Genomic DNA, 23,229 nt, shown 5'->3' on the forward strand with positions numbered 1-23,229 from the left:
CGACGGCCTGGACGCCGTTGCGTCAGGCCGAATCCCGAAGGTAGAGGTGTTATCGAATGACGAATCCGACCGTGGCGATCCCGGAACCGGTCAACTACATCGCCGACAGCTGGGTCGAGTGCGACACGATCGCGGGCGAATGGAACGTCGACCCCAATACGCGTGAGCAGCTGCACCGAGCCGTGACGACCAGCGACCGTGATGTCGAACGGGCTCTCGCGTATGCCGAGCGTTCCTACAGCATCGGACGCTGGGACGATGCTGCCGGGCAGGAGCGCGCGGAAATCCTGGAGCGCGTTGCCGATCTCCTCGAGGGGCGGGTCGAGGACATCGCGCGCACCGATGCCATGACCAGCGGAGTCCCGATCCGCGACACCCGCAGGGCGGCGGCTTTCCTGCCCGCTCGCATCAGGGCGACAGCCTCGGATCTGCGGACCATCCCACGGGTGCGGGCCCTCGCCGCGGGCGGCCGCGACGTCCGCCTGTACAAGGTTCCGTGGGGCCCCGCGGCGATCCTCACGCCGTGGAACGGGCCCAGCTTCATTCCCGCGGCCAAGGTGGTGAGTGCGGTGGCGGCCGGATGCCCGGTGATTCTGAAGCCGTCGGAACACGCGCCGAGCAGCGCCCAGCTCATCGTCGAATGCTTCGTCGAAGCCGGATTGCCCAGCGGGGCATTGCAACTCGTGCACGGCCGGGGCGATGTCGGCGCCGCGATCACCGGAGATCGGCGCGTCAAGATCGTGGCCTTCACCGGCGGCCCCGTCGCCGGCCGAGCGATCGCGCGCGCCGCGGCGGAGGATTTCAAGGTCCTCCAATTGGAGCTCGGCGGCAACAACCCGGCGCTGGTCCTCGACGACGCGGACATCGACGTCGCGGCCGACGGCATCTTCGAGGGGATGACCAAGCTGAACGGGCAGTGGTGTGAAGGACCGGGCAAGGTGCTGGCGCATCGCAGCCTGGTTCAACCCCTCGTCGAAGCACTGACCGAGCGGATCGCGAAAATCGCGGTCGGTCATTCGCTGGACGACAATGTCGAGCTGGGCCCGATCTCGAACGCGCCGCACTTCGCGACCCTGCAGCAGCGGATCGAAGAGCTCCGGGCCAAGGGCGCGCACATTCACCAGCCGGCTCGGCTGCCCGAACTCGGCGGGTTCTTCCTTTCTCCGACCATCGCCACCGGTATCGACGGATCGGAAGCCACTGCGGAACTGTTCGGCCCCGTCGTGTCGGTGCATGCCGTCGATTCCGACGACGAGGCGTTGCGGGTGGCGAACGCGAATCCGTCCGGATTGGACGCCTACGTCTTCGGCGCCGACACCGATCGGGCCATCGACGTCGGCGCGCGCATTCTGTCGGGCGAGGTGCGGGTCAACGGCGCCAAGGTCGCCGACCTCGGCGACGACTCCGCACAGGGCTTCTGGGAATCGGCGGGCATCGGTGGTCACGGGCCCGCCGAGTCGGTGCGGGTCTTCTGCGGTGACCGGGTGGTCGGCGTCGATTCACCGGATCTTCCGCTCTGAGCCACGCGCGGTAGAGTCGAGCGAACGAATGGTCGTTCGCTTCGAAGGGATCCCGAATTGGCCACGGCAGCAGGCACAGTGGCCGCCGTCGAGGCGGAAGACGCCGCTGCCCTGGCCCGCATCGGGGCGTTGGTCGAACAGATGGATCGCCGTATCGCGGACGCGACACCGTCGCCCGGCCGATCCGGCACTCGCGAACGCATCCTCGAGGTGGCGATGGAGTTGTTCGCGCAGCGCGGCTTCGAGGCCTGCACGGTGCGGGATCTCGCGGACGCGGTCGGGATCAAACCGCCGGGACTCTACAGCCATTTCCGATCGAAAGAGGCCATTCTCTCCGAGGCGATGCTGCGCGCACTGCGCGGGTTCCTCGCTCGGATATCGGCTGATGGGCAGGCGGGCGACGCCGAAGCCCGCCTCGGCGAGACCATCGGCCGCCACGTCGCCCACCAGCTCGAACATGCGCAACTGGCGCGTGCCCACGACCTGCTGCTGAATTCGCGGGCCACCGAACGATTCCTCCCCGAAGAAGAGCGCCGGCTGCTGCACGATGCCCGGCGGGCGTACTACGAGCTGGTGCGGGGCCGCATCGCAGCGGTGAGCGGGATCGAGAGCGAAACCGCCTTGACCACAACCACATTCGCGGTGACCACACTCTGTGACGGCGTGCTGAACTGGTACCGGCCCGACGGCGCGCTGACCGTAGGCGATGTCGCCGAGCACTACTGGCATCTGGTCCGCGGAATGCTGCGAATCGGCTGACGAGCAGCCTCGATCGCTGCTCGAAAGAAGGCCTCGAGATAAACGGAGTGCCCCGAGCAGTTGCTCCGCGGATTGCCGAAGACGATCTGTGACCTGAAAAGAACTGAGAAGCAACAATGTTCAATGCCTTGACGATGGACGATTACCCTCTGACATCGACCTCTGTCGTGGAGCGCGCGCAGCTCTTCCATGACGTGGATGTCATCTCGCGATGTCCCGACGGCAGTCTCACCCGGACGACGATGCAGGCGTGTGCCCAGAAGGCCCGGCGGGTGGCCACAGCTCTGGCCGGCTTGGGCGTCGTAGCCGGTGACCGAGTGGCCACGCTGCTGTGGAACCAGGTCGAGCATCTGGAGATCTACCTGGCGGTGCCGGCCATGGGCGCGGTGGTCCATACCCTCAATCCGCGACTGCATGCCGACGAACTCGCTTTCATCGCCGCGGACGCCGGCGATTCGGTGCTCGTGGTCGACGAAACACTCTTGGGTGTCTTCGAGAGTTTCCGGCACGCGCATCGGTTCACGAATGTGGTCGTGGTGACTCACAATGACGATGCGCCGCAAGGGATGTGGGACTACCACGGCCTGGCGGAGGGGGCGGAACCGATGACTTGGCCGGTTCTCGACGAGAAGAGCGCGGCCGCGATGTGCTACACCTCCGGAACGACAGGACGCCCCAAAGGGGTTGTCTACTCGCATCGCGCGTTGGTGCTGCACTCGCTGGCCGCCGCGCTCCCGGACGCGCTCGGGGTATCCGCCCGTGACACGCTGCTTCCGGTGGTACCCATGTTTCACGCCAACGCGTGGGGGTTGCCGTACGCCGCGGCGATGATCGGTGCTCGCTTGGTCCTCCCGGGGGCACAACTGGACCCGCACAGCATCCTCGATCTGCTGGTCGGAGAACGAGTCACGATGACCGCCGGAGTGCCGACCGTGTGGATGGGCATGCTGGCGGCCCTCGACGCCGAACCGCAGCGGTGGGACCTGACCCGCTTGGATCGGCTGATCGTCGGCGGGGCGGCGGTGTCGCGGGCGCTGCTGGAGGGCTACGACCGGCACGGCCTCCGTGTCATCCAGGCATGGGGTATGACCGAAACAGCGCCGCTGGGGACGGTGAGCCGCCTGCCGGTCGCCCTCGATGACCAGGGCTCGGATGCGCAGTACGAGTACCGGACCCGGCAAGGCACGGCCGTTCCGCTGGTCGAGATCCGCGCGGTCGACGACGCAGGGCGTCCGATCGAATGGGACGACGTTGCGATGGGGGAGTTGGAAATTCGCGGCCCGTGGGTAGCGTCGGCCTACTACAACGGCAGGGGCGGTGAGAGTTTCACCGCCGACAGCTGGTTCCGAACCGGGGACATCGTGCGGATCGACGAACAGGGGTGTATCCGCATCTGTGACCGCGCGAAGGACCTGGTCAAGTCCGGCGGTGAGTGGATTTCGTCCGTGGACCTGGAAAACCTGTTGATGGGCCACCCGGCAGTCGCCGAGGCCGCCGTGATCGCCGTACCCGATGAACGGTGGGGAGAACGCCCCTTGGCGGCCGTCGTGGTCCGGGAGGGGATGTCCGTGGACCCTGGCGAGCTGAGACTCCATCTTTCGGCTCATTACGCCACATGGCAGATACCTGACAGGTTCGAGTTCCTGGCGGAAATTCCCCGTACCGCTACCGGAAAATTCCGCAAAACCGAACTACGGCAACGTTTTATGTAGCGACATCTCTGCCGTGTGCGCGCCCGATACGACCCACACCGGATTCTGGACGAGCCCTGGGACACTGCCCCTGTGTCCCAGGGCTCGTCGGTGCCGGCTGGGCCTCAGATATCACCGGCCGCGTGCAGCGAGTTGTACATCTGGACCGCGCTGGCGACGCCGACCGGAATTCCCAGCAGCGCCGCGCCGGTCACGCCTCCGATGCCGGCGCCCAGGGAGGCGCCCATGACGCAGCCGAGCGCCGCCGCCGGGGCCGCGATCGGCCCCGTCGGAATGGCGAGGAAGCCGCCGGTCAGCGCGCCGCCCACGCATCCGAGGCCCATGCCGACCACACCGCCCGCGAGCGTTCCGACACCGGTGGCGAGACCGAATTGAACCGCGGCTTGGCCCAACGCCGCGTTGAAGTCGGCGCCCGCGTCGATCTGCCGATTCGGCGTGGAGGTCACCGTCGCGGACGCGGCACCCGGATCGGTGTCGGTGTTCGGTTGCGGCGCAGGGTCACTCGCCGTCACGCTCTGTTGCGGCCGGGCTGCCATCGGCCACTGCGCCGGATCCGTCCCCTGGGTCAGTGGCTGACCGGCGACGACGTCGCCCTGCTGGTCGAGTACCTGAAATTCGGTGCCCCTGGTGGTCAGTGATCCGAACGGCGTAGTGACGAAAACCGAACTGTCGCCGGCGTTCCCACTGTAGTCGACGCCCGGTGCGAGGGTGGTGTGCAGCGATGTGCCGGGCTCGGCCGGCTGCACGGCACTGGGCTGATCCGAGCCGGCGTGGGCCGTTCCGCACGCGAGTCCGACGACCGCGGTCCCGCTCGCGATCGACGCGGCAATTCGTGTGTACTTCATGCGATTTCGCTTTCTCCGGGAATGGCTTCGACGACGGCTCGATGCCCCGCGATGGCGGGATGCCGGTCGAAGGAGGAGCCGCAGGAAGGGCCTGACGAGTGCGATGAATCCTGCGGAAACTTAACGAACATTCGTTAAGGTGAATGAAGTGTGACGGCCGTAACATTCCGTGTCAAGGGATCGGGAAGAATCCCGCTACCGCCAGTGTTCGGTCATCTTCAGTACTTCGGTGGGACCGGACCATCCACACGGAAGCCCGCATCTACCGAGTGTCCCGACAGTTGCGCTGCCATCGGCGTAGTACGTGGCGGTGATGAATGCCTGTGCGGCGTAACCGCATTCGGGGCACGTTCCGAAATGGTCGAGCACTTCTCGCATCTGTTGCTGGACGACCGACGACGCGGTGCCGCCCATCCGACCGTGATTGCCCATCGCGAAACCTCTCATGTAGCGGGATCGTGGAACAACTGCTCGCAGGGAAGGCGCGGCAGAAGACTCACATCGCAGCGTGCTGTGGAGACCATCTCTATTGCCTCGCAACGCTTCCGGCGCCATTCCGTGAAGAAGGCGACGGCAGCCGTGGGGGCGGCGCGAAAGTCGAAAGCCATACCGCCCAACCAGATTCGAAGCTGCACATCGCGGTCGCGCTGCGGAGGAGCCGCAGAATGCATGGGCGTTCACCTCGCCTCGGGGCGGCGCACCGCGGCCCCGTTCGGGTGATCGTGGCGGCCGGCGTTCGGATACCTCGGAAGCTTGCGTCGGTCGGCGCCCGCCTCGAATTAGCAACATCTCAGTCATATGACTGGGTCGATTGATTTCAGGGTAGAGAACGGAACATCGCAGGTCAACACTGGCTATCGGTCGCTCGACCAGCGGACCTGCTGGTGCGCCGTAAGTGTTTACTTTCGGCCCGCCTCTTGACTGTGACTGGGACCACTGGTCTACTGGCAGCTACTGAGTCATATGATCGAGTCATTCGACTATTACGGACGAAAGCGGCAATTTCCATGAACTCCACCACCTCGGATGCCGGGGTCGTCGACGTCATCGGCGTCGGTGCCGGCTTCACCGGCCTCTACCTCTCCTACCGGCTCGCCAACGCCGGGTGGACCTTCGCGGGCTTCGAGGCGGGTCCCAGCGTCGGCGGCACCTGGTTCTGGAACACCTACCCCGGTGCCCGCTGCGACGTCGAGAGCATCTACTACTCGTACTCGTTCGACGAGGCGCTCCAGCAGGAATGGACGTGGAGCCAGCGGTTCGCGCCACAGGCGGAGATCCTCAGCTACCTGGAGCATGTCGCCGACCGTTTCGACCTGCGCAAATACTTCACCTTCAACACCCGCGTGATCGGCGCGACGTGGAACGAGGGCGACCGGCTGTGGGAAGTGCGCCTGGACAACGGCGAGACGCGCCGCAGTCGATACCTGATCTCGGGTGCGGGTGGCCTGTCCACCCCGAAGGACTTCGATGTGCCGGGACTCGAGCACTTCACCGGCCTGCGGGTGTCGACCAGCCGATGGAATATCTCGCTCGACGACCTCGCCGGCAAGCGTGTCGCCGTGATCGGCACGGGATCGTCCGGGGTGCAAGCTATTCCGCTGATCGCGGAGGTCGCCGAGCACCTCACGGTGTTCCAGCGCACCCCGAACTATGTGATGCCCGCCCGCAACGCCGAACTGCCCCCCGAGCAGGTAGCCGCCATCAAGCAGGACTACGCCGCGATCCGTGAGGAGTGCCGGCATTCGCCGGGCGGCATCCCCGATCGCCCCGTCTTCGACCGGGCCTTCGATGTCTCGGACGAGGAGCGCCGACGGCGCTACGAGCAGGCGTATGAGCGCAGTGGCTTCCTGGGCGTCGGCGCCGAATTCGTCGACCTGCTCACCGACGCCGAGGCCAACCGGACCGCGTCCGAGTTCATCCACGACAAGATCCGCGAGATCGTGAAGGATCCGGCCACGGCCGAGCTGCTGGTGCCGAAATACCATCCGCTGGGCGCCAAGCGCAGTGTTTTCGGTACCGACTACTACGAGACCTACAACCGGCAGAACGTGTCGTTGGTGTCGCTGCGCGACGAGTCGATCGAGACGATGACCGAGAACGCGATCGTCACCTCGGCCGGCAGCTACGAAGTGGACGCGATCGTGCTGGCCATCGGGTTCGACGCCTTCACCGGCCCGCTGTACGGGCTCAACCTCACCGGAGCCTCCGGCCGGAAGCTCCAGGACGTCTGGCACGACGGCATCCGCTCCTATCTCGGGATCATGGCCGCCGACTTCCCGAATTTCTTCATGGTCGCCGGCCCGCTGAGCCCCGCGTTGGCGAGCAACGTGGTGGTGAGCATCGAGCAAGCCGTCGACTGGATCGCCGACCTCCTCGAGCACGCCCGCGACACCAAGGCCACGACGATCGAAGCCACCGCCGAGGCCGAGCGCGAATGGGTGGACATCACCGAGTGGACCGTCGCTCAGACGCTGTACGCCACCACGGACTCCTGGTATCGCGGGTCCAACATCGACGGCAAGCCCAACACCTTCATGGGCTACGTGGGTGGCGTGGGCAAGTACCGCCGGATGTGCACCGAGATCGCCAAGCGCGGTTACCCGGGTGTCGAGATCGACGGTGAAACGCCGTCCCGCACCATCGGCCCGATCCACCTGAAGATCGCATGAGCAGCGCAATCCATCGGCGCTACGTCGCCTTCTCCGACGCGCACTACGCCGGCAACCTCGTCGACGGCGCCTACGCCTTGAAGCTGTTCGGCGACGTCGGCACGAATCTGTCGATCGAGCTGGACGGCCACGAGGGGCTGTTCGCCGGCTACTCGTCCGTCGAGTTCCTCGCCCCGGTCCGGGGCGGCGACGTCGTCGAGGCCGAAGCGAGTTTGGTGCGAAAGGGAAATCGCAGCCGCACAGTCGATTTCGAGCTGCGCGTGATCTGCCGCGGCTGCGATGACACCGGCCGCGCCGAGGTGCTCGATCCACCCCTGGTCGCGGTGCGCGCTCGCGGCACCGCGGTCATCCCCGCGGACGAATCGAGGTGACGGCGATGAAGCTGATCCACGACACCGGGTGGGCCGAACAGCCCGACCCCACCGGACGGCCACTGACCGGTGACATCCGGTGCGACGTGGTCGTCATCGGCGGCGGGGGCGGCGGCATGTCGGCCGCTCTGCGCCTGGCCGAGAAGGGCGTCGACGTGGTGCTGCTCGAGGCGAAGACCCTCGGCTGGGGCGCCACCTCCCGCAACGCGGGTTACATCACCAACTCGGTGGCCGCCGACCCGGAGATGCTGGGCTTCCTGTTGAAGCGGGAGCGGCTGCGCGAGCTGTACCGGTACGCCGAGCGGGCGGTGCATTTCGCCGAGAACGCGATCGACCACCACCGGATCGACTGCGACTATCAGCAGGCCGGAATCGTGATGGCCGCGGTGTCCAAGGGGCAGCTGCGCCATGCGCGCCGCAACGCGAAGGTGCTCGCCGCGGCCGGTTCCTCCGGCGAATTCGTCGAGGGCCCCGACGCCGGACTGCCGGAGGGCTTCCTCGGCGGTATCCGCGAGGGCGTCGGCGGCACGCTCAATCCGGGCAAGTTCGCCCTCGGCCTGCGGGCCGCGACGATCGCGGCGGGCGTGCGCGTGTACGAGCGCACCCCGGCACGCGACATCGACGACACCGGCGACGGGGTCACTGTCGCAACGCCGAGGGGAAAGGTCAGGGCACGCAAGGCGCTGCTGACCACCAACGCGTACAGCAACGGCTTGTCCATCGCGCCCAAGCATCTCGCCGCCCCGGTGTGGACCTCGCTGGTCGAAACCGAACCAGTCGCACCCGAGCGGCTCGACGCCATCGGCTGGACCAGCCGCGCGCCGATGGTCACGTTGCACATGATCATCGAGAACTACCGCGTAACACCGAGGGGCACCATCGTATTCGGCACGCGTCGCGTCCAGGTCGGGCGGAACCCGCTGCCGGAGCGCACTCCGGCCCCGAACGTTGCCGACGACCTCGTCCGCGGCTTCCGCGAGCGGTTCCCCGGTCTGCGTGATGTCGAGCCGCAACGCGCGTGGGGCGGCTGGATCGGCATGAGCTCCACCTGGCTTCCCGCCGCGGGGGAGGCCTCCGGCAACGTGCTCTATTCGCTGGCCTGCAACGGGCACGGTTTCGCGCAGGCGCAATACGTGGGCCACCTGCTGGCAGACCACATCTGCGGCGCGCCGATCCACGAGGACCTGGGCGCGATCTGGCACGGCCGTAAACGCTTCCCGCCCAACTTGGTCAGCGGACCCGCGCTGTATGCGGCCTGGCTCGCCGATCGCGCCGCCGACCGCCTGGCGGCGCTCACGAAATGAAACGGCCATCGCCGCCGGTCGGTCGAGGTCAGCTTCCGAGGAGGAAATCATGTCCATCAGAGAATTGTTGTTCGCGGTGGCGGACATCTGGATGATCGCCGTGGGATACACCTGCGGGATCAAGTTCATCCGCAACCACAAGAACTATCTGCTCGGTATCGAGTGGATGATCGTCGCCACATCGGGGACGAACTTCCTGATCTACGGTCTCATCAAGGCCGGACACGACAGCCCGATGTACCACTTCGCCTACTTCCTCGACGCCTTCTCGAGGTCCGTCGGTATCACGCTGATCCTGGTCCTGGGACTGATGAAGGTCACCCACCGATACAAGCCCTCGGTGGCGGTGGACATCGGCGCCTTCGCCCTCGCGGCCGTGGTGGGCTTCGTCCTCAGCAGCTTCGCCGAGCAGATCGGCACGCCGGGCAAGATCTTCTACATCGTGGTCAACGTACTCACCACGATCTTCCTGATCTACTTCGTGGCGCGCCTGTGGAACATCGGCGAGCGCGGTCACGCCGTGTGGGCCGGGATCGCCACGGCCTGCGCCTTCGTCATCGCCGCGATCTACGACTTCGTCCACATCCCCGGCGACGACTCCGAGCACACCATCTTCTACATCCTCGCCCTGTCCACCTGGGGCCTGCAGATGTTCACCTACTACCGCGCCTACTGCGCCTTCGACGCGCACAACAAGCGCGTCGATGCCCAGGCCGTCGGTGCCGGCGCCTCGGTCACCGCTCGACCCTGACCGAATTCGGATCTTCCCTCGAAAGCTCAGAACAAGGAGTCACCATGCAGACCCACAATGTCGTGGAAGAGACCACGGAAGTCGTTGTCATCGGCGCCGGGATGGCGGGATTGACCGCCGCGACCACGCTCGGACGGGACACCGACATGGTCGTCCTCGAGTCCACCGACCGCACCGGCGGGCGAGTCGACACCGTCCGGCAGGGCGACTACTGGATCAACGTCGGCACCCAATTCACCGAGGGCACAGGCACATTGATCGAGGCCCTCGACCGGCACGGCATCGAGATGGGCTCGCTCGCGGGTAAGAGCATCGCGCTGCACCTCAACGGGGGGACGGTCGACACCTCGAATCCCTTCGCGCTGATGTTCCGCACCAAGATGACCATGCTGGACCGGTTCGGCCTGGCCCTCGTCGGTTCGCGCATCCTCGCGGTCACACCGTTCCTCGAATCGGAAAGCCGTGTCGCGCAACGTGTCCGCGCACGGCTCGACGCCAAGCTGGCGTCGTATCTGCTGAAGGGTGTGCGCTCGGAGCTGGCCCACACCGTCGTCCGGTCGTGGTCGGCGCAGTGGATGGGATGCGACCTGCACGAGACGGCCGCCACCCAATTCGTGACCTCGGTCGGCATGGCACTGGCCGATCCCGAGAAGATTCCGAACTTCTCGCTGCCCGCCGGTGGCAACCAGACCCTGACCGACGTGCTGACCGCGGATCTCGGTGCCCGGATCAGGTTGAACTCGGTGGTGCAGTCGGTGCGCAACGACGGTGACGGCGTCGTCGTCGACTACCTCGACGGCGATCGCCCGGCCCGGCTGCGGGCCCGGCGTGCGATCGTGACCGCACCCGCCGATGTCAGCGAGCGGATCATCCCGGAACTCCCGCAGCGGTATCGGAATTCGTTCAACGACATCACCTACGGGCGGTACGTGGTCGTCGGCTTCTTCACCGACGAGGTCGGTCCGCAGCGCTGGGACAAGTACTTCGGCATTTCCACGCCACAGCTGTCGTTCCAGGCGGTGTTCAACCACGCCGCGGCGCTGCGCACCGGCAGCGACCGCAAACCGGGCGGCGCGCTCGCGTGTTTCGCGGGTGGCGGCAAGGCCGACGCATTGCTCGATCTGCCCGACGAGGAGATCGTCTCCCGATTCACCGACGATCTGCTCACCGTGTTGCCCGAGCTGGAAGGGAAACTGGGAGAAGGCATTCTGCGCCGGCACCGCCGGGTCGTGCCGTTCTGGGCGCCGGGCCGGCGCACCACCCTCCCGACGTTGCGCGAGCCCTTCGGAAACATCTATTTCGCCGGCGACTACCAGCTCGACCTACCATCGCTCGCGGACGCGGCTACATCCGGCGAAAGCGCGGCGAAAGCGGTAGCGGCGAGTTGTGCTGGGCATGTGCCGGGCGCCTCCGCCCGAAATTCGGCGAATGCTACCGCGAACCCGGGATGCGGCAACGATCGGTCGTCAGTTCCAACTGACCGTTGAGGATGTTCTGGTGGACGAACACCGTGCCGTTGCAGATGTAGGCAAGCTCGCTGTCTCTGGGCTGGATGACCGTCGCTTCCTCGATCCTCCCGCTGGTGGGCGCGCCCGGGTCGGGCTGGCAGTTCAGCCCCGTGATGGCCCTGGTTCCGTCGGGTCCCGTCATACCGGGCCCTTGCTCGCCGATGTCGCAGGTGTAGACCGGCAGCGGACCGGGCTGCTCGGCCGAGGCCGTCGGCGCCCATACGGTCGCCGCCGCCGTGGCGGCGAGAAAAGCTGTGGGCACACGGGCTCTGGCAGAACGAGAAACACGCATTTCCGACCTCCAGGGGTGTCGTACCGATCCGGTCGTGCCGCCACGGAGTTACAAATCTCCCCCATATCTTTCCAATGGGATTACAGGTTGCGCCAACCGCGACACGCCGACCTCATACGGTGCTGCGATCGGCTTCTTCGCTCCCGTTCCGTGAATCGCGGAGTCGACGGTCCCGCTGCTCGCTATCCGTTACGGGTGACCGGCGGCATTGTGAAGTCGCCGGAGATCACCGCGGGCCCGGGAATGTAGGCGCGGCCGAACAGGATGAAGGCCTTGCCATTCGCGGGAGCGGGCAGCCAGTTGGCTTTCTGTTTGCCGTCCTGCGGTTCCTGCGACTGGATCGAGACATCGATGCTGTGGTCGGAGTTGGGGACCATGTCCGGGGTATCGCCGGCGATGGCGTAGCGGGTGATCGGGTTGGGAGTCAGGAATTGTCCGGCGTGACCGACTGGTGGACCACTATCGGCCGTGCGTGACCGGCTTCGGGTGGTGTCTTCGTCCCCGCTGGCAGGATGAGAACCATGGAGAAGGATTTGCGGGATGCCGAACGGCGACTTCAGAACGCGCAGCTGGCTGGGGATGTCCAGGCGCTGGACGAGTTACTCGATGATCGGTTGATCTTCACGCTCGGCGCCGACACGTTCACCAAGACCGATGATCTCGAGCTGCACCGCACCAAGACTCAGATTGTGACCAAGCTCGAGGAAGAACAGTTGACTGTGCTGGTGGAAGGGACAACCGGGGTCACGTGGTTCCTCGGCCTCGTCGAGGGAAGCGTGCACGGGTCACCATTCGCGGCCAGGATGCGCTACACCCGCACCTGGGCGCACGACGACTCGCGCGGTTGGCGGGTCGTTGCCGCTCACGCCTCCGCGGTCGAGTAATCCGCCGCCGCAGACGATATCGTCATCGGCGATTGGGGCTTGCTCGGGTCAGTCGGCGGATTCGTGCGCTCCCGGTTCCGGCGAGCGCACGAATCGCCGTGGATCAGAAGGCGGTTCGTCGAGGTCCATCACTGTCGTGTCCGTTCCGGATACCACCGCGAGTTCGGCGGTGACGTGGGGGAGTACGGCGTTGGCGAAGAACGAGGCTACGGCGATCTTGCCGGCGTAGAAGGTGGTGTTCTGCCCAGCTTTGATTGCGATGAGTGCGGTTTCGGCGGCGATGAGGCGCCAGGCCACCAGTAAATCGCCGACGGCGAGCAGGAACCGCACAGCGTTCAGGCCGATTTTGTACTAGTCGAGCGCGTTGAGGTATCCGGTGGACAGTGTCGCGATGGCTTTAATGCCGACCATTATCCGGGCCTTTTCGATAACCACGCGACCATGATGACTCGGCCGCCGGTCGTGAGATTCATTCGTCGGCGCCAGCGGCAGGGCGCGCAGAGGTATCCGTCCCTGTAGGCGACAGGACCGCCCGAATCAGGTATGACGACCAGGGACCCGGATTCGTCGACCTGCAGCCGCAGGCGTTGCGCGGGCTGCCATTCCAGTGCGGTGAACAGGTGCCGGCTCACGACTCGGCCTCCTTCGCCGACGGTCGAGATCGGAAGCGCAGGTCGGGATCGGCTGTCAGGCGGGTAGCGGGTCGCAGGGCCGGGCCATGGACGAGTTCTTGTAGCGGGCCTTGGTGCGGGATCACCGGTGAGAACACGCGCACCGTCCTCGGTTCGCGGACGCCGCGGTCGCGCATGTCAGTTCTGGCACGTATGCCGGAAATCGGTGCAGGTCATCGGAAAAAGCCATGCTCATCCTTCGTGTTCAAGTGCACTTGAACACCCACCCACCCGGATGTGTCACCGGTGACCGGAAACGGTGCGCGAGGGGGGACTTGTATCCCCCGATGCGACAGATTTACCTGAACTGTGTGTTCGATCGCATCGAACGGTAGACGATGGGCATCGAGAGGATCAAGCGTTGGTGGCGTAGCGCGTGGTGGTTGGCCATGGTGTTTGGGTCTGTGTCCCCCCTTATGCATTGCGGTGACCGATGCTGTGGGGGTTTCCGTGTTCATGTCGGGAGTCCGGCACGGTCACATTCGCGTTGCAGCCGGGGTTGTCGGTGATGGGTTTCCCAGGAGTCCTGGCCGCGGGTTGCGTGGCGGCGGTCGTGACCAACCGGCACCACGATGTCAGTGGGCGGTGCCGCCGGTGGCAGGCGAGCGGCCATGCTTCATCACCAGTGCGAGCGAGAGGGCGAGCGCCGAGGCGGCCGCGCAGACCCAGAAACCCAACTGGTATCCGTGATCACCGAACAGGTTGGGCAGCGGGGTAGCCGGTTGGGCTTGCCCGCCGACGCTCACCAGGGCGCTCATGCCGTTGTTGTAGAGGAACGCGGTGATGACGGCCAGACCGATCGCGACACCCATGGATTGCATGACGCCGAGCATGCCGAGGCTGATGCCCTGTTGTTCCTGTGGAACCGCCTCGACCAGCAGGATCGGCATGCAGGCGTAGTACATCCCGAATCCGATGCTGAAGATCGAGTTCACGATCAGGAAGTTGGTGGTGGTCAGCGGCAGCACCGCGAATGCGATCCCGGCACCGACGAAGATGAACAGGGCGACGACCAGCGGCAATCGGGCGCCGACCCGCTTGGCCAGCAGGCCTGCCACTGCGCCGAAGATCATCGTGATCACCGAACCGAGCAGCGCGATCCGGAGGGCGAACTCGAGCAGGGTGTATCCACTGCCGTAGGTATAGCCGGGATCGATGCCGACGTGCACGGCCTCGGGCGGCAGCGCCTGCCCCGTCATCTCCTGGATCTTGGCCAGAGTGCCCTGCTGGACGCCGGCGACTACCGTCGACTCCGGTGGGGTCTGGGCCATGTAGGCGATGGCGTAGGAGACGATGCCGATTTGCAGGGATGCGAAGAGCGCACCGGCCAGCACCAGTGCGACGCGCGGATGGAACAGCAGCTTCATGTCCATGATCGGTGTCGAGACGCGTTTTTCGACAACGACGAACAGTCCGAGCAGTGCGATTCCCGCGGTCAGCCAGGCCACCGTAGTCGGCTTCGCCCAACCCCAGTCATGCCCCTTGTCGACGTAGATCAGGGTGAGCGCGGCGCCGCCGGACAGCAGCGCGGCGCCGACGATGTCGATCCGCTCGGAGACCCGAAGCTTGGATTCGGGCACGATAAGCCACACCATCGGGAGCATCATGAGGCTGAACGCGGCGAGTACCCAGAAGATCGCTCGCCAGCTGTGGTTGTCGACCAGGTAGCCGCCCAGGATCGGGCCCGCGATCGAGGCGACACCGAAACCGGTGGCCGTGAAACCGAGTGCGAGGGGAACCATATTGCGTGGCATCAGGTCTCGGATGAGGCCGTAGGCGACCACCGCCGTCGCGATGGCGGTGGCCTGCAGGCAGCGACCGAACAGGAAAACGGCCCAGTTCGAGGTGGTCGCGTCGAGTAGGCAGCCGATGACGAACAGTGCACCGCAGATGAGGAACATCCGCTTCTTGCCCCACACGTCGCTCATCTTGCCGATCAACGGAGACGCGGCCGCGCCGATCAACCCGAAAACGATGATGGCCCAGTTGATGTCGGCTCCGACGCCGGGGAAGCTCGGCGCTATCTTCTGTAGTGCCGCCGCGACGATCGTGTACTGCATCGGGGCGATCTCGGAGAACAGGACGATCACGGCCAGGACCGTGAAAATCCGTGTGCGCGACGCGCCGTCGAGCCGACCGGTGTCTTGCTCATCGTCGAGTTGAGAGGTACTGGTGGACATGGCCACGCTCCGTTGTTCGGGAACTGCGTTCGAGATGGTCGAGCAGGAGGGTCAGTAGATGGGGGCGGTGCGGGGGAGATCGGCGGCCGAGGTACCTACTTGCACGGTGAACTCGCCGGGCTCGGTCTCCCAGCCGGTAGTTGCCCAATGTTGGAAGGCACGTTCGGGCAGGGGGATCGAGACGGTCCGGGAGTCGCCGGGTGCCAGGGTGACGGCGGTGAAACCGGCCAGCCAGCGGACCGGACGTTCCACGGCACTGTCCGGACGCGAGAGGTAAACCTGGACAACGTGTTTGCCTTCGCGGACGCCGGTGTTGGTGACCGTGATCGAGACGGTGCGCCCTTCGACGACGAGATCATCGATCCACCACGTCGTGTAGCCGAGCCCGTGGCCGAAGGGGTAGGCGGGCTCGGTCCCTGCCCGCAGCCAGGCGCGGTACCCGATATGGATGCCTTCGGTGTAGTCGAGGACGCCGTCGACGGGTGTGGTGTTCAGGACCGGGACGTCGGCCATGGTCTTCGGCCAGGTGGTCGGCAGTCGGCCGCCGGGTTCGGCGGTACCGGTGAGCACGTCGGTCAGCGCCGCGCCGAACTCCTGGCCGGGGAACCAGGCCAGCAGTACTGCGGCGACGTCGTCGCGCCACGGCATCTCCACCGGCGCACCGGAATTCACCACTACGACGGTGCGCGGGTTCACCGCTGCGACGGCGGCCACGAGGTCGTCCTGACGGCCGGGCAGTCGCAGGGAGGTGCGGTCGACGCCCTCGCTCTCGATCTGCTCGGTGGTGCCGACCACGACCACGGCCACCTCGGCCGCGCGTGCCAGTTCGATCGCGGCCGCGAACTCCTCGTCCGCATCGCGCTGCGGACGCCGGATGCCGAGGGTTGCGCCGAGAATGATGCCGAGGCCGGGCATCGCCTCCTCGATGCTGGTGACGAGCCGCACCTCGACCTCGTCGCCGACGGCGAGCGTGCGCGTCACGTGCCGCTGGGGCGGGTTGAGCAACGCCGCAGCGGGATCGCCGGAATCCAGGGTCACGTTCTGGTCCAGCACGGTCTCGCCGTCGATGTCGAGCCGGATATGGCCGACCCCACCGAAACCGATCTGCCAGTCACCGGCCGTATCGGCCCGCAGCCGGGTGCGCATCTCGACCATGGTCGACGCAGCGGCCAGCGGTTCGCCGAGCAGTACCAGGCGGCTCGTGGAGCGATGCTGGGTGCCGAGCACGGTGTCACCCGTCAGATACCGCGTGGACAGTCCCGGTTCGCCGGTCTCGGGATCGGTCATGATCGCCAACGGGGCGGGGATCAAGTCTTCGGACAGATGGACTCCCGCGGTGTGGGTCACCGGTAGCCGGCCGGTCAGCCCCTCCAGCGGGGTGGTGGTGTGGCCGGGGATCACGGTCGCGCTGCCGCCGCCGAGGAAGCGGGGTTCGCCCGCCGACGGTCCGAGCAGGGCGACGGTCGTGTCCGGTGCCAGGGGCAGCACACTGTCGTTGCGCACCAGAACCATTGCCTGGGCGGCAACCCGGCGGACCAGGTCCTGCGCTTGCTCGTCGCTGAAAGTCGGTGTGGGCCGCGGGGTTCCGTCCAGGGCGCCGACGCGCTGGGCGAAACGCAGGATGCGGCGCACCTTGTCGTCGATGGCCGACTCGGCGATCTCGCCGGCGCGCACGGCGGCGGCGAGCGGCTCACCCCAGAGGTAGGGCGGGCCGGGCATGCACAGGTCGGTGCCTGCTGCCGCGCTCTCGGTGGTGCGGACGGCGGTCCAGTCCGAGACCACCACACCGTCGAATCCCCATGTGCCCTTGAGTGGTTCGTCGAGCAGGGGGTTCTCGGTCATGGTGGTGCCGTTGACGGCGTTGTAGGCGTCCATGATCATCCACGCCCCCGCCTCGACGGTGCGCTCGAACGGGTAGAGGTACAGCTCACGCAGTGCCCGGTCGTCGACGCGGACGTCGAGGGTGAAGCGGTCGGTCTCGGAATCGTTGGCCACGTAGTGCTTCGGGCACGCGCTGACCCCGTGTGCCTGCACGGAACGCACGTACGCCGCGGCCATCTCGGCGGTGAGCAGTGGATCTTCGGAGAAGCATTCGAAATGCCTGCCGCCCAGCGGGGAACGGTGCAGGTTCATCGTCGGGCCCAGCACCGCGTAGACGTCTTTGCGGCGAGCTTCGGCGGCGATGAGCGCGCCGATCTCGGTGAGGAGTTCCGGGTCCCAGGTCGCGGCGACCGCGGTGCCCGAGGGCAGGCTCACCGACGGATCGCGTTCGTCCCAGTTCTCGCCCCGCACCCCGGACGGGCCATCGGACACCGGCATCTCGGCGAGTCCGATCGCGGGGTCACCGGCCAGCCGGAACAGGCTCGCGCCGGAGATCAACCGCAGCTTGCCGTCCAGGTCCAGCTTGGCGAGTAGTTCCTCGATGTGGTCTTGCATGGCGAAGAAGGCCTTTCGTTGGTCAGGGCGTGATGGTGCTGGCCTGGTCGGACCAGTGCGGGTTGTGCAGGAGTTCGCCGGTGCCTGCGACGAAGGCGCCGTGCGCGACCGCATCCCCGCGCAGCCGGTCCATGAACCAGGCGGTGAGATAGCCGAGGTAGCGGTACACGCCTTCGGTACAGCTGTAGTTGGTGCAGTCCGGCTGGCCCTGGATGTCGTTGTGCTGGGCGCCCACCACCGCCGCGCGGGCCTTCGGCAGGCCGGGGGGCAACGCGTCGTAGTACGCCTGCATCGATTGCGCGCCGATCAGCTCGGGCGGGACCGGCTGGGTCGCGGGCGAGACGCCGTCGGCCGAACCATTGATCAGCAGCACCGACCCCGTGGTCACCGCGGTCGGATCGACGCAGGCACTCTGGCCGTCGACCGACGGCAGCGACCCGCAGACCGCCGACACCGGCATCTCGACAGTCACCGCGGTGCCGACGGTGCCGCCGCCGCGCGCGAGCGCGTTCAACGCGCCGAGGCCGCCTTGCGAATGTCCCGCGGCCCCGGCCGCGCGAGTGTCGATTCTGCCTCGGAAGATGCTGTTCGGATCGTTGTTCTGACGGTCCAGATACCGCACCGCGTCGAGCATCTGAATGCCGGTACCGGTGTCGGTCCGGTCGGCGGCGATGACCACGAATCCCCACGACGCGAGGTGCGAGAGCAGGTACGCGTATTCGCGCGGGTGGGCCATGGTGCCGTTGCCCCAGGTGATGACCGGGTGGACGGCCGCCCCGAGATCGGCCGGATACCAGATGTCGTAGGTCTCGCCGGTCGACGTGCAGCAGTCGACGCCGGTCCGCTCGGCCACCGCCCACGGGCCCGGTGCGTAAAAGGTGGTTTCGATCTGGCCGACGGGCTGGTAGGACGGCGTCGCCGCCGCCGGTGTCATCCCCGCCGTAGCGGCGACGATCAGCGCGAGGAAGATCAGCACGAGCCGCGCGCCGTTGCGCGAATGCCGACCGGACAAGACGGTGTTGTTACTCACGTTGTCGGACGATAGGGACACCGCCGGCTGCGCAGGGCCGTCCGCGCGGTCTTGCAGACACTTTGCAGACGCTCACGCGGAGGAATGACGGCGTCGTATTCTCGAAGGGATGGACGAGCCGGCCCGCACTGTCGCGGACCTCACATGAGTGAGGTCGGCTCGGCGCTGCGTGGCGCCCGAACGGCTGCGGGAATCAGCTTGCAGGGGATGGCCGCGCGCACGAACTATTCCAAGCCGTACCTGGGTCAGCTCGAGACCGGGGCGCGCGCGGTGCGCGCCGAGCATGTGGCCGCCTACGAGTTGGCACTGAATCTGCCTCTGGATCACGTGCGCGACCGGCTGACCGTCGAATCGATGAACGAGTTCGACGATTTGCCCAGCCAGCTGTCGTCGCTGCTGCTGCCGCCGCTCGCGCATACGGTCGGTCGGCGCCCCGCCCTGGCTACGACAGAGCTGGCGGCGGCCGAGCAGCTGGCGACCTGGGCGCGCGCCAGACAATGGGGCGACGGGCACGCGCCGCGTCGCGCCGTCACCGCGTGGCTGGCCGCGAATCTACCTCGACTGCAGCAGCTTTCGAACTCGGACAGGCATGGACGCGCCCTGCGGGCCGGCGCGGAGCTGGCGGATATCGCCGCCGCCATGAGCTGGGACGTGGAGGAGATCGGCGCCGCGCGCCGGTATTCGGTCGCCGCCGCGCGGCTGGCCCACGCCGCGGGGGACTCGGTACTGACCGCCGCGATCCTCACCGGATCGACCTGGCAACTCCTCGACAGCGGCAGCCCGGCGGAGGGACTGGAGGTTGCCCAACTCGCCCAGTATCTGGCACGCCGCACGGCGACGCCGCTGCTGCGGCTGGCCCTGGCCGAGGTGGAGGCGTACGCGCACGGCATTCTCGGCGAGCAGGCCGCGTTCCAGCGCGCGATCGTCGTGGCTGCGGAATGCCGGTGCGAAGCCACCGAAACCGTGGCCGGTGATCGCGCCGCCGACCGCAGCCTCACCGCGGCCGCCATCGGCATGCTCCTCGGACCACGCCGGGATTGGCCGGGGCCGGGGCAGCAGTGGCGGCTGCTCGGCAGAAGCTACCGTCAGCTCATCGCCACCCGGCCCGACCTGGCACGGATCGCCTTCGGTGATGTTCACCCGCCCCTGCCGGAGGCATTCGTGTCACCGGCGATGGCCGCGATCTCCTCCGCTCGCCTGCAATTGATGCTCGGCGAGCCCGACCACGCCGCCCAGCAGGTCGGCCTGGCGCTGTCGCTGGACGGCCGCCCGGCCGGTCGCGCGGTCGCGCGGCTGTCTGACTTCTGCCACGAGTCGGTCGAATTCGCGTCGGTCCCGGCTGTCGGCGAGGTTCGCACCACGATCCGCGAACTGGTCACGCACCCCTGAGTCCGGGGTCTCAGCCGGTCGCTGTCACGCCGCGCTGCGTCATCAGCAGACCCATGATCCCGGACTCCTGGCTCTGGGTGCTGATCATGTCGCGGGCCGCCTGTTCGACCGGTCCGCCGGTGGACAGCTCGTCGAACATCTGGGCCATGGTGACGCCGCCTTGATGGTGGCGATACATCAGGCGAAGGAACAGCGTCTCGGCGTCGGCGCCGCGTGCCCGGGTGAGGGCATCGAGGTCGGCCCGAGTCGCCATGCCGGGCATCGCCATGCCGGGCATGGTCATCGCCGCGGCGGTGTGGTGACCGGCGGGTATCCACGACATCGGGTGCGGATCGGTCGGGGTCGCCCCGGCCAGCCGGAGCCAGCCGAGCATCATGCCGATCTCCAGGCGCTGGGCATCGGCGATCCGGTCGGCCAGTCGCCGGACGGTGGGGTCCACATCGGGGGCGAGCCGCTCGACCAGGATCAGTGCCTGCTGATGGTGGGCGGTCATGTCCTGCACGAAGCCGATCTCGGCCGGGGTCAATACCGGTGCGGCAGTGGCCGTGTCGGCGATCACGAGCGGCCGCAGGGCCGCGCCGAGCACCAGCAGGAACAGGATCGACGCGGCGGCCGCGGCGCCGAGCACCATTCGTCGGCTCATGAGCCGACTGTCGAATGCTGGTCGGCGGGTGGGGTATACACCTCACGGGACAACTCGAGGGTGAGCAGCCCGTTGTCGGCGCAGGCCGCCCACAGCTGATTGCCACGCCACTCGGGCGCGGAGAAGCACCAGTCGGTGGAGAGGTCACCGAAGGCCACGTCGCCGGTGCGCGAACTGTGTGCCTGCGCAGGATCGAAGGCGCCCGACTGCACGGCCTGCATCACCGAGGGCGCGCTGAGCAGCGGAACACCGATGATCGAGGCCAACGCGTGCGGGGAGTTCCACAGCTCGGTGTTCTGTCCGGTGCGTGCGGGCGGGTTGTAGTAGGCGATCTCGCGCACGTGGAACGGGTCGCGCACGTCGAATACCCGGATGCCGGAGGAGATCCAGCCACAGGCGAGTGCGGTGGGGTCGACCGGGCGGTCGGCGGAGCAGTAGTGGGCGTCGTAGGCGAACAGTGAGCCGCCCATGCTGGATGCCATCGCAGTGTCGCGGTGCTTCGGCAGATTGATCTCCAGCTTGATCGTGTTCATCACCCGCGGATGGGTGTCGTCGGAGATGTCGATGAGTTTGACGCCGCCGGATCCTGCCTCGTCGGCGCTGAACACGTAGGGGACGCCGTGATAGGTGACGGGGACGTTCTGCTGGGTCGCCCAGCCGTCGGTCCAGGTCAGCTGGGAAATGATCGGCACCTGCGGATCGGGGTCGCGCCGCTGCACCGCGGAGGTGTCCATAATGGTGAGCCCGCCCATATTGTTGGCCAGGTACAGGCGGTTGCCGTCGGCGCTCAGGCCCATGCCGTGCATGGACTGGCCGGGCATGCCCTGCCAGATCACGCGGGGGTCGGCCGGATCGGTCAGGTCGACGGCGCTGACGATCCCGGGGACGACGCCCGAGGCCCAGTAGGTGCGGCCGTCGGGAGAGAATCCGCCTTCGTGTGCCGTGATCGGGACCGGCAGGCTCAGATCGGTGCCGGGGCCCGGATTGAGCAGGCGCGGGTGCGCGCAGTCGGAGATGTCGTAGACCGAGATCAGCCCGGCCCCGGTGAATGCGGGAACTCCGGTGCCCACCAGCAACTTTCGCGCGGCGTTGACCTTGAGGCTCTCCCATGTTCCGGCCAGCATGGCCGGTTCGGTGAGGGTGGCGGTGAGTACCGGATTCGCCGGATCGGCGACGTCGACCACCTGCACGCCCTGCGCGGGACCGAGCAGGTTGCCGGGGAAGAAGCTGCCCAGGTAGACGCAGTGCTCGAACTGGGTCGAGGTGATCCCAGCGCCGCGGCCCGCGTAGCCGCCGATGCGCGTGATATTGCATCGGTAACCATGTGTGCTGCGGTGGCTGTCGCGTTCGTCGGCCGACACGTCGCCTTGCAGGCCGGGTTCGGGTAGCGCGTCGCCCGTGCAGGTGGCGCGCGGGACGGCGGTATCGGCGATGTCGCGGTCTTCCAGCACGACTCCCGTGGAGTCGGGTTGTGCGCTGCCGGTGACCGCGGGTACCAGCAGGACGGCGGCCACCGCGGCGAGTAGGCGGCGAGCGGAAGTTCTCATGTCGTACCTTCATGGTGGACGGCCAGGGTGACCAGTGCCGCGGCGGTCTGACGGCAGAATTGTTCGCCGTCCTCGTCACCGCGGGTGAGGGCGCGCAGTAGCGTTGCACCGCGAAGGAATTCGAAGATCAGGCCGGGATCGCAGCCAAGAGGGACCTGTCCGGATTCGATCGCCGCGTCGATAGTGGCGCGCAAGGCGACGCGCGCCAGGCCCTCGCCGCGTTCGCGTAGCCGCCGGTAGCTCTGCTCGTCGTCGTGGTAGGCCGAGAGCAGACCCGGGATGCCGGAGCGAGCCGCGGGGTGGGTCGCGGCGGCGAAGAACAGCCGGGTCCACGCGAGCAGGTCGGCGCCGATATCGCCGGTGGGCTGCGGCACCACCCCGGTGTCGAGCGCGAAGATCGCGTCCTCGACGAGGTGGATCTTGTTCGGCCACCGACGGTAGATCGACGTGGCGACCACCCCGGCCCGGCGCGCGACGCCCTGGATCGTCGTGGCCTGAAAACCCTGTTCCACCAACAGTTCCTGAGTGGCGCGCAGCACCTGCTCGTCCAGTTGCCGGTCACGCGGGCGGCCGGGGCCCTGCCGGACCTCGCTGTGTTCGGTCACCGATCACACCTCCTTCGATGAGCGCAGAGCATAGCCGAACTGGGAGTTTTTGAAAAACGCTTCATCGCGTATTCAAATTGGCTAAATTGAAACCCGTTCCACTCCCGCACTCG

General features: G+C 67.0%; 20 protein-coding genes and 1 pseudogene. 10 read left to right on the forward strand and 11 right to left on the reverse strand.

Annotation, left to right across the window (positions count from 1 at the left end; genetic code table 11):
- Positions 1–56 precede the first annotated feature (56 nt).
- The 3 genes from RJ03_RS06460 to RJ03_RS06470 all read left to right on the forward strand — a co-directional run bounded on the left by RJ03_RS06460 (position 57) and on the right by RJ03_RS06470 (position 3,991).
- Positions 57–1,520: an aldehyde dehydrogenase family protein gene (locus RJ03_RS06460; RefSeq protein WP_036498902.1), complete on the forward strand. Its 1,464-nt coding sequence runs from the start codon at positions 57–59 to the stop codon at positions 1,518–1,520.
- Positions 1,521–1,577: 57 nt separating this feature from the next.
- Positions 1,578–2,279 carry a TetR/AcrR family transcriptional regulator gene (locus RJ03_RS06465; protein ID WP_157163356.1) on the forward strand — a complete coding sequence of 234 codons (702 nt, stop codon included), beginning with the start codon at positions 1,578–1,580 and terminating at the stop codon, positions 2,277–2,279.
- A 134-nt stretch (positions 2,280–2,413) separates the two neighbouring features.
- The gene (locus RJ03_RS06470; RefSeq protein ID WP_245552200.1) at positions 2,414–3,991 is read left to right on the forward strand and encodes a long-chain fatty acid--CoA ligase; all 1,578 of its coding nucleotides are present in this window, start codon (positions 2,414–2,416) and stop codon (positions 3,989–3,991) included.
- A gap of 104 nt (positions 3,992–4,095) precedes the next feature.
- Here the strand turns inward: RJ03_RS06470 and RJ03_RS06475 are convergent, their stop codons facing one another.
- Positions 4,096–4,836 (reverse strand): DUF8020 domain-containing protein, encoded by a 741-nt coding sequence (locus RJ03_RS06475; protein ID WP_051024386.1) that lies wholly within the window; start codon positions 4,834–4,836, stop codon positions 4,096–4,098.
- 195 nt (positions 4,837–5,031) lie between these two features.
- The gene (locus tag RJ03_RS06480) at positions 5,032–5,268 is read right to left on the reverse strand and encodes a hypothetical protein (protein WP_036498909.1); all 237 of its coding nucleotides are present in this window, start codon (positions 5,266–5,268) and stop codon (positions 5,032–5,034) included.
- 575 nt (positions 5,269–5,843) lie between these two features.
- On the opposite strand from RJ03_RS06480, the gene RJ03_RS06485 reads away from it, so the two are divergent.
- Genes RJ03_RS06485 through RJ03_RS06505 form a run of 5 tightly spaced genes read left to right on the forward strand, consistent with a single transcriptional unit; the run spans position 5,844 to position 11,418 of the window.
- Positions 5,844–7,505: a flavin-containing monooxygenase gene (locus RJ03_RS06485; protein ID WP_036498910.1), complete on the forward strand. Its 1,662-nt coding sequence runs from the start codon at positions 5,844–5,846 to the stop codon at positions 7,503–7,505.
- Positions 7,502–7,876, forward strand: coding sequence for a hotdog domain-containing protein (locus tag RJ03_RS06490; RefSeq protein WP_036498913.1), 375 nt, complete (start codon positions 7,502–7,504; stop codon positions 7,874–7,876). Before RJ03_RS06485 ends, RJ03_RS06490 begins: the two co-directional genes overlap by 4 nt.
- Before the next feature lie 5 nt (positions 7,877–7,881).
- Positions 7,882–9,180: an NAD(P)/FAD-dependent oxidoreductase gene (locus tag RJ03_RS06495; RefSeq protein ID WP_036498995.1), complete on the forward strand. Its 1,299-nt coding sequence runs from the start codon at positions 7,882–7,884 to the stop codon at positions 9,178–9,180.
- Between the two features lie 49 nt (positions 9,181–9,229).
- Positions 9,230–9,931, forward strand: coding sequence for a hypothetical protein (locus RJ03_RS06500; protein ID WP_036498918.1), 702 nt, complete (start codon positions 9,230–9,232; stop codon positions 9,929–9,931).
- Between the two features lie 44 nt (positions 9,932–9,975).
- Complete coding sequence (locus RJ03_RS06505; protein WP_051024387.1) at positions 9,976–11,418, forward strand: flavin monoamine oxidase family protein; 1,443 nt, start codon at positions 9,976–9,978, stop codon at positions 11,416–11,418.
- Here RJ03_RS06505 and RJ03_RS06510 read toward each other — a convergent pair.
- Positions 11,363–11,701, reverse strand: coding sequence for a hypothetical protein (locus RJ03_RS06510; protein WP_036498921.1), 339 nt, complete (start codon positions 11,699–11,701; stop codon positions 11,363–11,365). The two genes, RJ03_RS06505 and RJ03_RS06510, sit on opposite strands and share 56 nt — an antisense overlap.
- Positions 11,702–11,913: 212 nt before the next feature.
- Positions 11,914–12,318, reverse strand: a complete 405-nt coding sequence (locus RJ03_RS38930; protein WP_083870627.1) for a DUF1214 domain-containing protein — start codon at positions 12,316–12,318, stop codon at positions 11,914–11,916.
- On the opposite strand from RJ03_RS38930, the gene RJ03_RS06520 reads away from it, so the two are divergent.
- Positions 12,253–12,615: a nuclear transport factor 2 family protein gene (locus RJ03_RS06520; protein ID WP_036499003.1), complete on the forward strand. Its 363-nt coding sequence runs from the start codon at positions 12,253–12,255 to the stop codon at positions 12,613–12,615. The genes RJ03_RS38930 and RJ03_RS06520 overlap by 66 nt on opposite strands.
- Positions 12,616–12,663: 48 nt before the next feature.
- On the opposite strand, the pseudogene RJ03_RS06525 reads toward RJ03_RS06520, so the two are convergent.
- From RJ03_RS06525 to RJ03_RS06545, 4 genes and pseudogenes are all read right to left on the reverse strand, one after another.
- Positions 12,664–12,966: pseudogene (locus RJ03_RS06525) on the reverse strand (acyl-CoA dehydrogenase C-terminal domain-containing protein); the annotation flags it as partial.
- Between the two features lie 895 nt (positions 12,967–13,861).
- On the reverse strand, positions 13,862–15,466 hold the full coding sequence (locus RJ03_RS06535) for an MFS transporter (protein ID WP_036498930.1): 1,605 nt from the start codon (positions 15,464–15,466) through the stop codon (positions 13,862–13,864).
- Positions 15,467–15,517: 51 nt separating this feature from the next.
- Positions 15,518–17,902 carry a beta-glucosidase gene (locus tag RJ03_RS06540; protein WP_036498932.1) on the reverse strand — a complete coding sequence of 795 codons (2,385 nt, stop codon included), beginning with the start codon at positions 17,900–17,902 and terminating at the stop codon, positions 15,518–15,520.
- 22 nt (positions 17,903–17,924) lie between these two features.
- Complete coding sequence (locus RJ03_RS06545; protein WP_051024389.1) at positions 17,925–18,932, reverse strand: poly(ethylene terephthalate) hydrolase family protein; 1,008 nt, start codon at positions 18,930–18,932, stop codon at positions 17,925–17,927.
- A gap of 144 nt (positions 18,933–19,076) precedes the next feature.
- On the opposite strand from RJ03_RS06545, the gene RJ03_RS06550 reads away from it, so the two are divergent.
- A complete protein-coding gene (locus RJ03_RS06550) occupies positions 19,077–20,321 on the forward strand; it encodes a helix-turn-helix domain-containing protein (protein WP_036498935.1) in 1,245 nt (414 codons plus the stop codon).
- 10 nt (positions 20,322–20,331) lie between these two features.
- Here RJ03_RS06550 and RJ03_RS06555 read toward each other — a convergent pair whose 3' ends face one another.
- Genes RJ03_RS06555 through RJ03_RS06565 form a run of 3 tightly spaced genes read right to left on the reverse strand, consistent with a single transcriptional unit; the run spans position 20,332 to position 23,116 of the window.
- Complete coding sequence (locus RJ03_RS06555; RefSeq protein ID WP_051024390.1) at positions 20,332–20,964, reverse strand: DUF305 domain-containing protein; 633 nt, start codon at positions 20,962–20,964, stop codon at positions 20,332–20,334.
- Positions 20,961–22,511 carry an LVIVD repeat-containing protein gene (locus RJ03_RS06560; RefSeq protein ID WP_036498940.1) on the reverse strand — a complete coding sequence of 517 codons (1,551 nt, stop codon included), beginning with the start codon at positions 22,509–22,511 and terminating at the stop codon, positions 20,961–20,963. The genes RJ03_RS06555 and RJ03_RS06560 overlap by 4 nt, the downstream gene beginning before the upstream one ends.
- A complete protein-coding gene (locus RJ03_RS06565; protein ID WP_036498945.1) occupies positions 22,508–23,116 on the reverse strand; it encodes a TetR/AcrR family transcriptional regulator in 609 nt (202 codons plus the stop codon). Before RJ03_RS06565 ends, RJ03_RS06560 begins: the two co-directional genes overlap by 4 nt.
- Positions 23,117–23,229 lie beyond the last annotated feature (113 nt).

Origin of the sequence: Nocardia aobensis NBRC 100429, assembly GCF_000308375.1 — a bacterium.
In the GTDB taxonomy this organism is placed as follows: Bacteria; Actinomycetota; Actinomycetes; order Mycobacteriales; family Mycobacteriaceae; genus Nocardia; species Nocardia aobensis.

Bases quoted from the DNA above. Each gene is read 5' to 3' on its own strand.
- RJ03_RS06460 (WP_036498902.1), top strand. From the start codon at position 57: ATGACGAATCCGACCGTGGCGATCCCGGAACCGGTCAACTACATCGCC.
- RJ03_RS06470 (WP_245552200.1), top strand. From the start codon at position 2,414: ATGGACGATTACCCTCTGACATCGACCTCTGTCGTGGAGCGCGCGCAG.
- RJ03_RS06475 (WP_051024386.1), bottom strand. From the start codon at position 4,836: ATGAAGTACACACGAATTGCCGCGTCGATCGCGAGCGGGACCGCGGTC.
- RJ03_RS06480 (WP_036498909.1), bottom strand. From the start codon at position 5,268: ATGGGCAATCACGGTCGGATGGGCGGCACCGCGTCGTCGGTCGTCCAG.
- RJ03_RS06485 (WP_036498910.1), top strand. From the start codon at position 5,844: ATGAACTCCACCACCTCGGATGCCGGGGTCGTCGACGTCATCGGCGTC.
- RJ03_RS06490 (WP_036498913.1), top strand. From the start codon at position 7,502: ATGAGCAGCGCAATCCATCGGCGCTACGTCGCCTTCTCCGACGCGCAC.
- RJ03_RS06495 (WP_036498995.1), top strand. From the start codon at position 7,882: ATGAAGCTGATCCACGACACCGGGTGGGCCGAACAGCCCGACCCCACC.
- RJ03_RS06500 (WP_036498918.1), top strand. From the start codon at position 9,230: ATGTCCATCAGAGAATTGTTGTTCGCGGTGGCGGACATCTGGATGATC.
- RJ03_RS06505 (WP_051024387.1), top strand. From the start codon at position 9,976: ATGCAGACCCACAATGTCGTGGAAGAGACCACGGAAGTCGTTGTCATC.
- RJ03_RS06520 (WP_036499003.1), top strand. From the start codon at position 12,253: ATGGAGAAGGATTTGCGGGATGCCGAACGGCGACTTCAGAACGCGCAG.
- RJ03_RS06535 (WP_036498930.1), bottom strand. From the start codon at position 15,466: ATGTCCACCAGTACCTCTCAACTCGACGATGAGCAAGACACCGGTCGG.
- RJ03_RS06540 (WP_036498932.1), bottom strand. From the start codon at position 17,902: ATGCAAGACCACATCGAGGAACTACTCGCCAAGCTGGACCTGGACGGC.
- RJ03_RS06550 (WP_036498935.1), top strand. From the start codon at position 19,077: ATGAGTGAGGTCGGCTCGGCGCTGCGTGGCGCCCGAACGGCTGCGGGA.
- RJ03_RS06555 (WP_051024390.1), bottom strand. From the start codon at position 20,964: ATGAGCCGACGAATGGTGCTCGGCGCCGCGGCCGCCGCGTCGATCCTG.
- RJ03_RS06560 (WP_036498940.1), bottom strand. From the start codon at position 22,511: ATGAGAACTTCCGCTCGCCGCCTACTCGCCGCGGTGGCCGCCGTCCTG.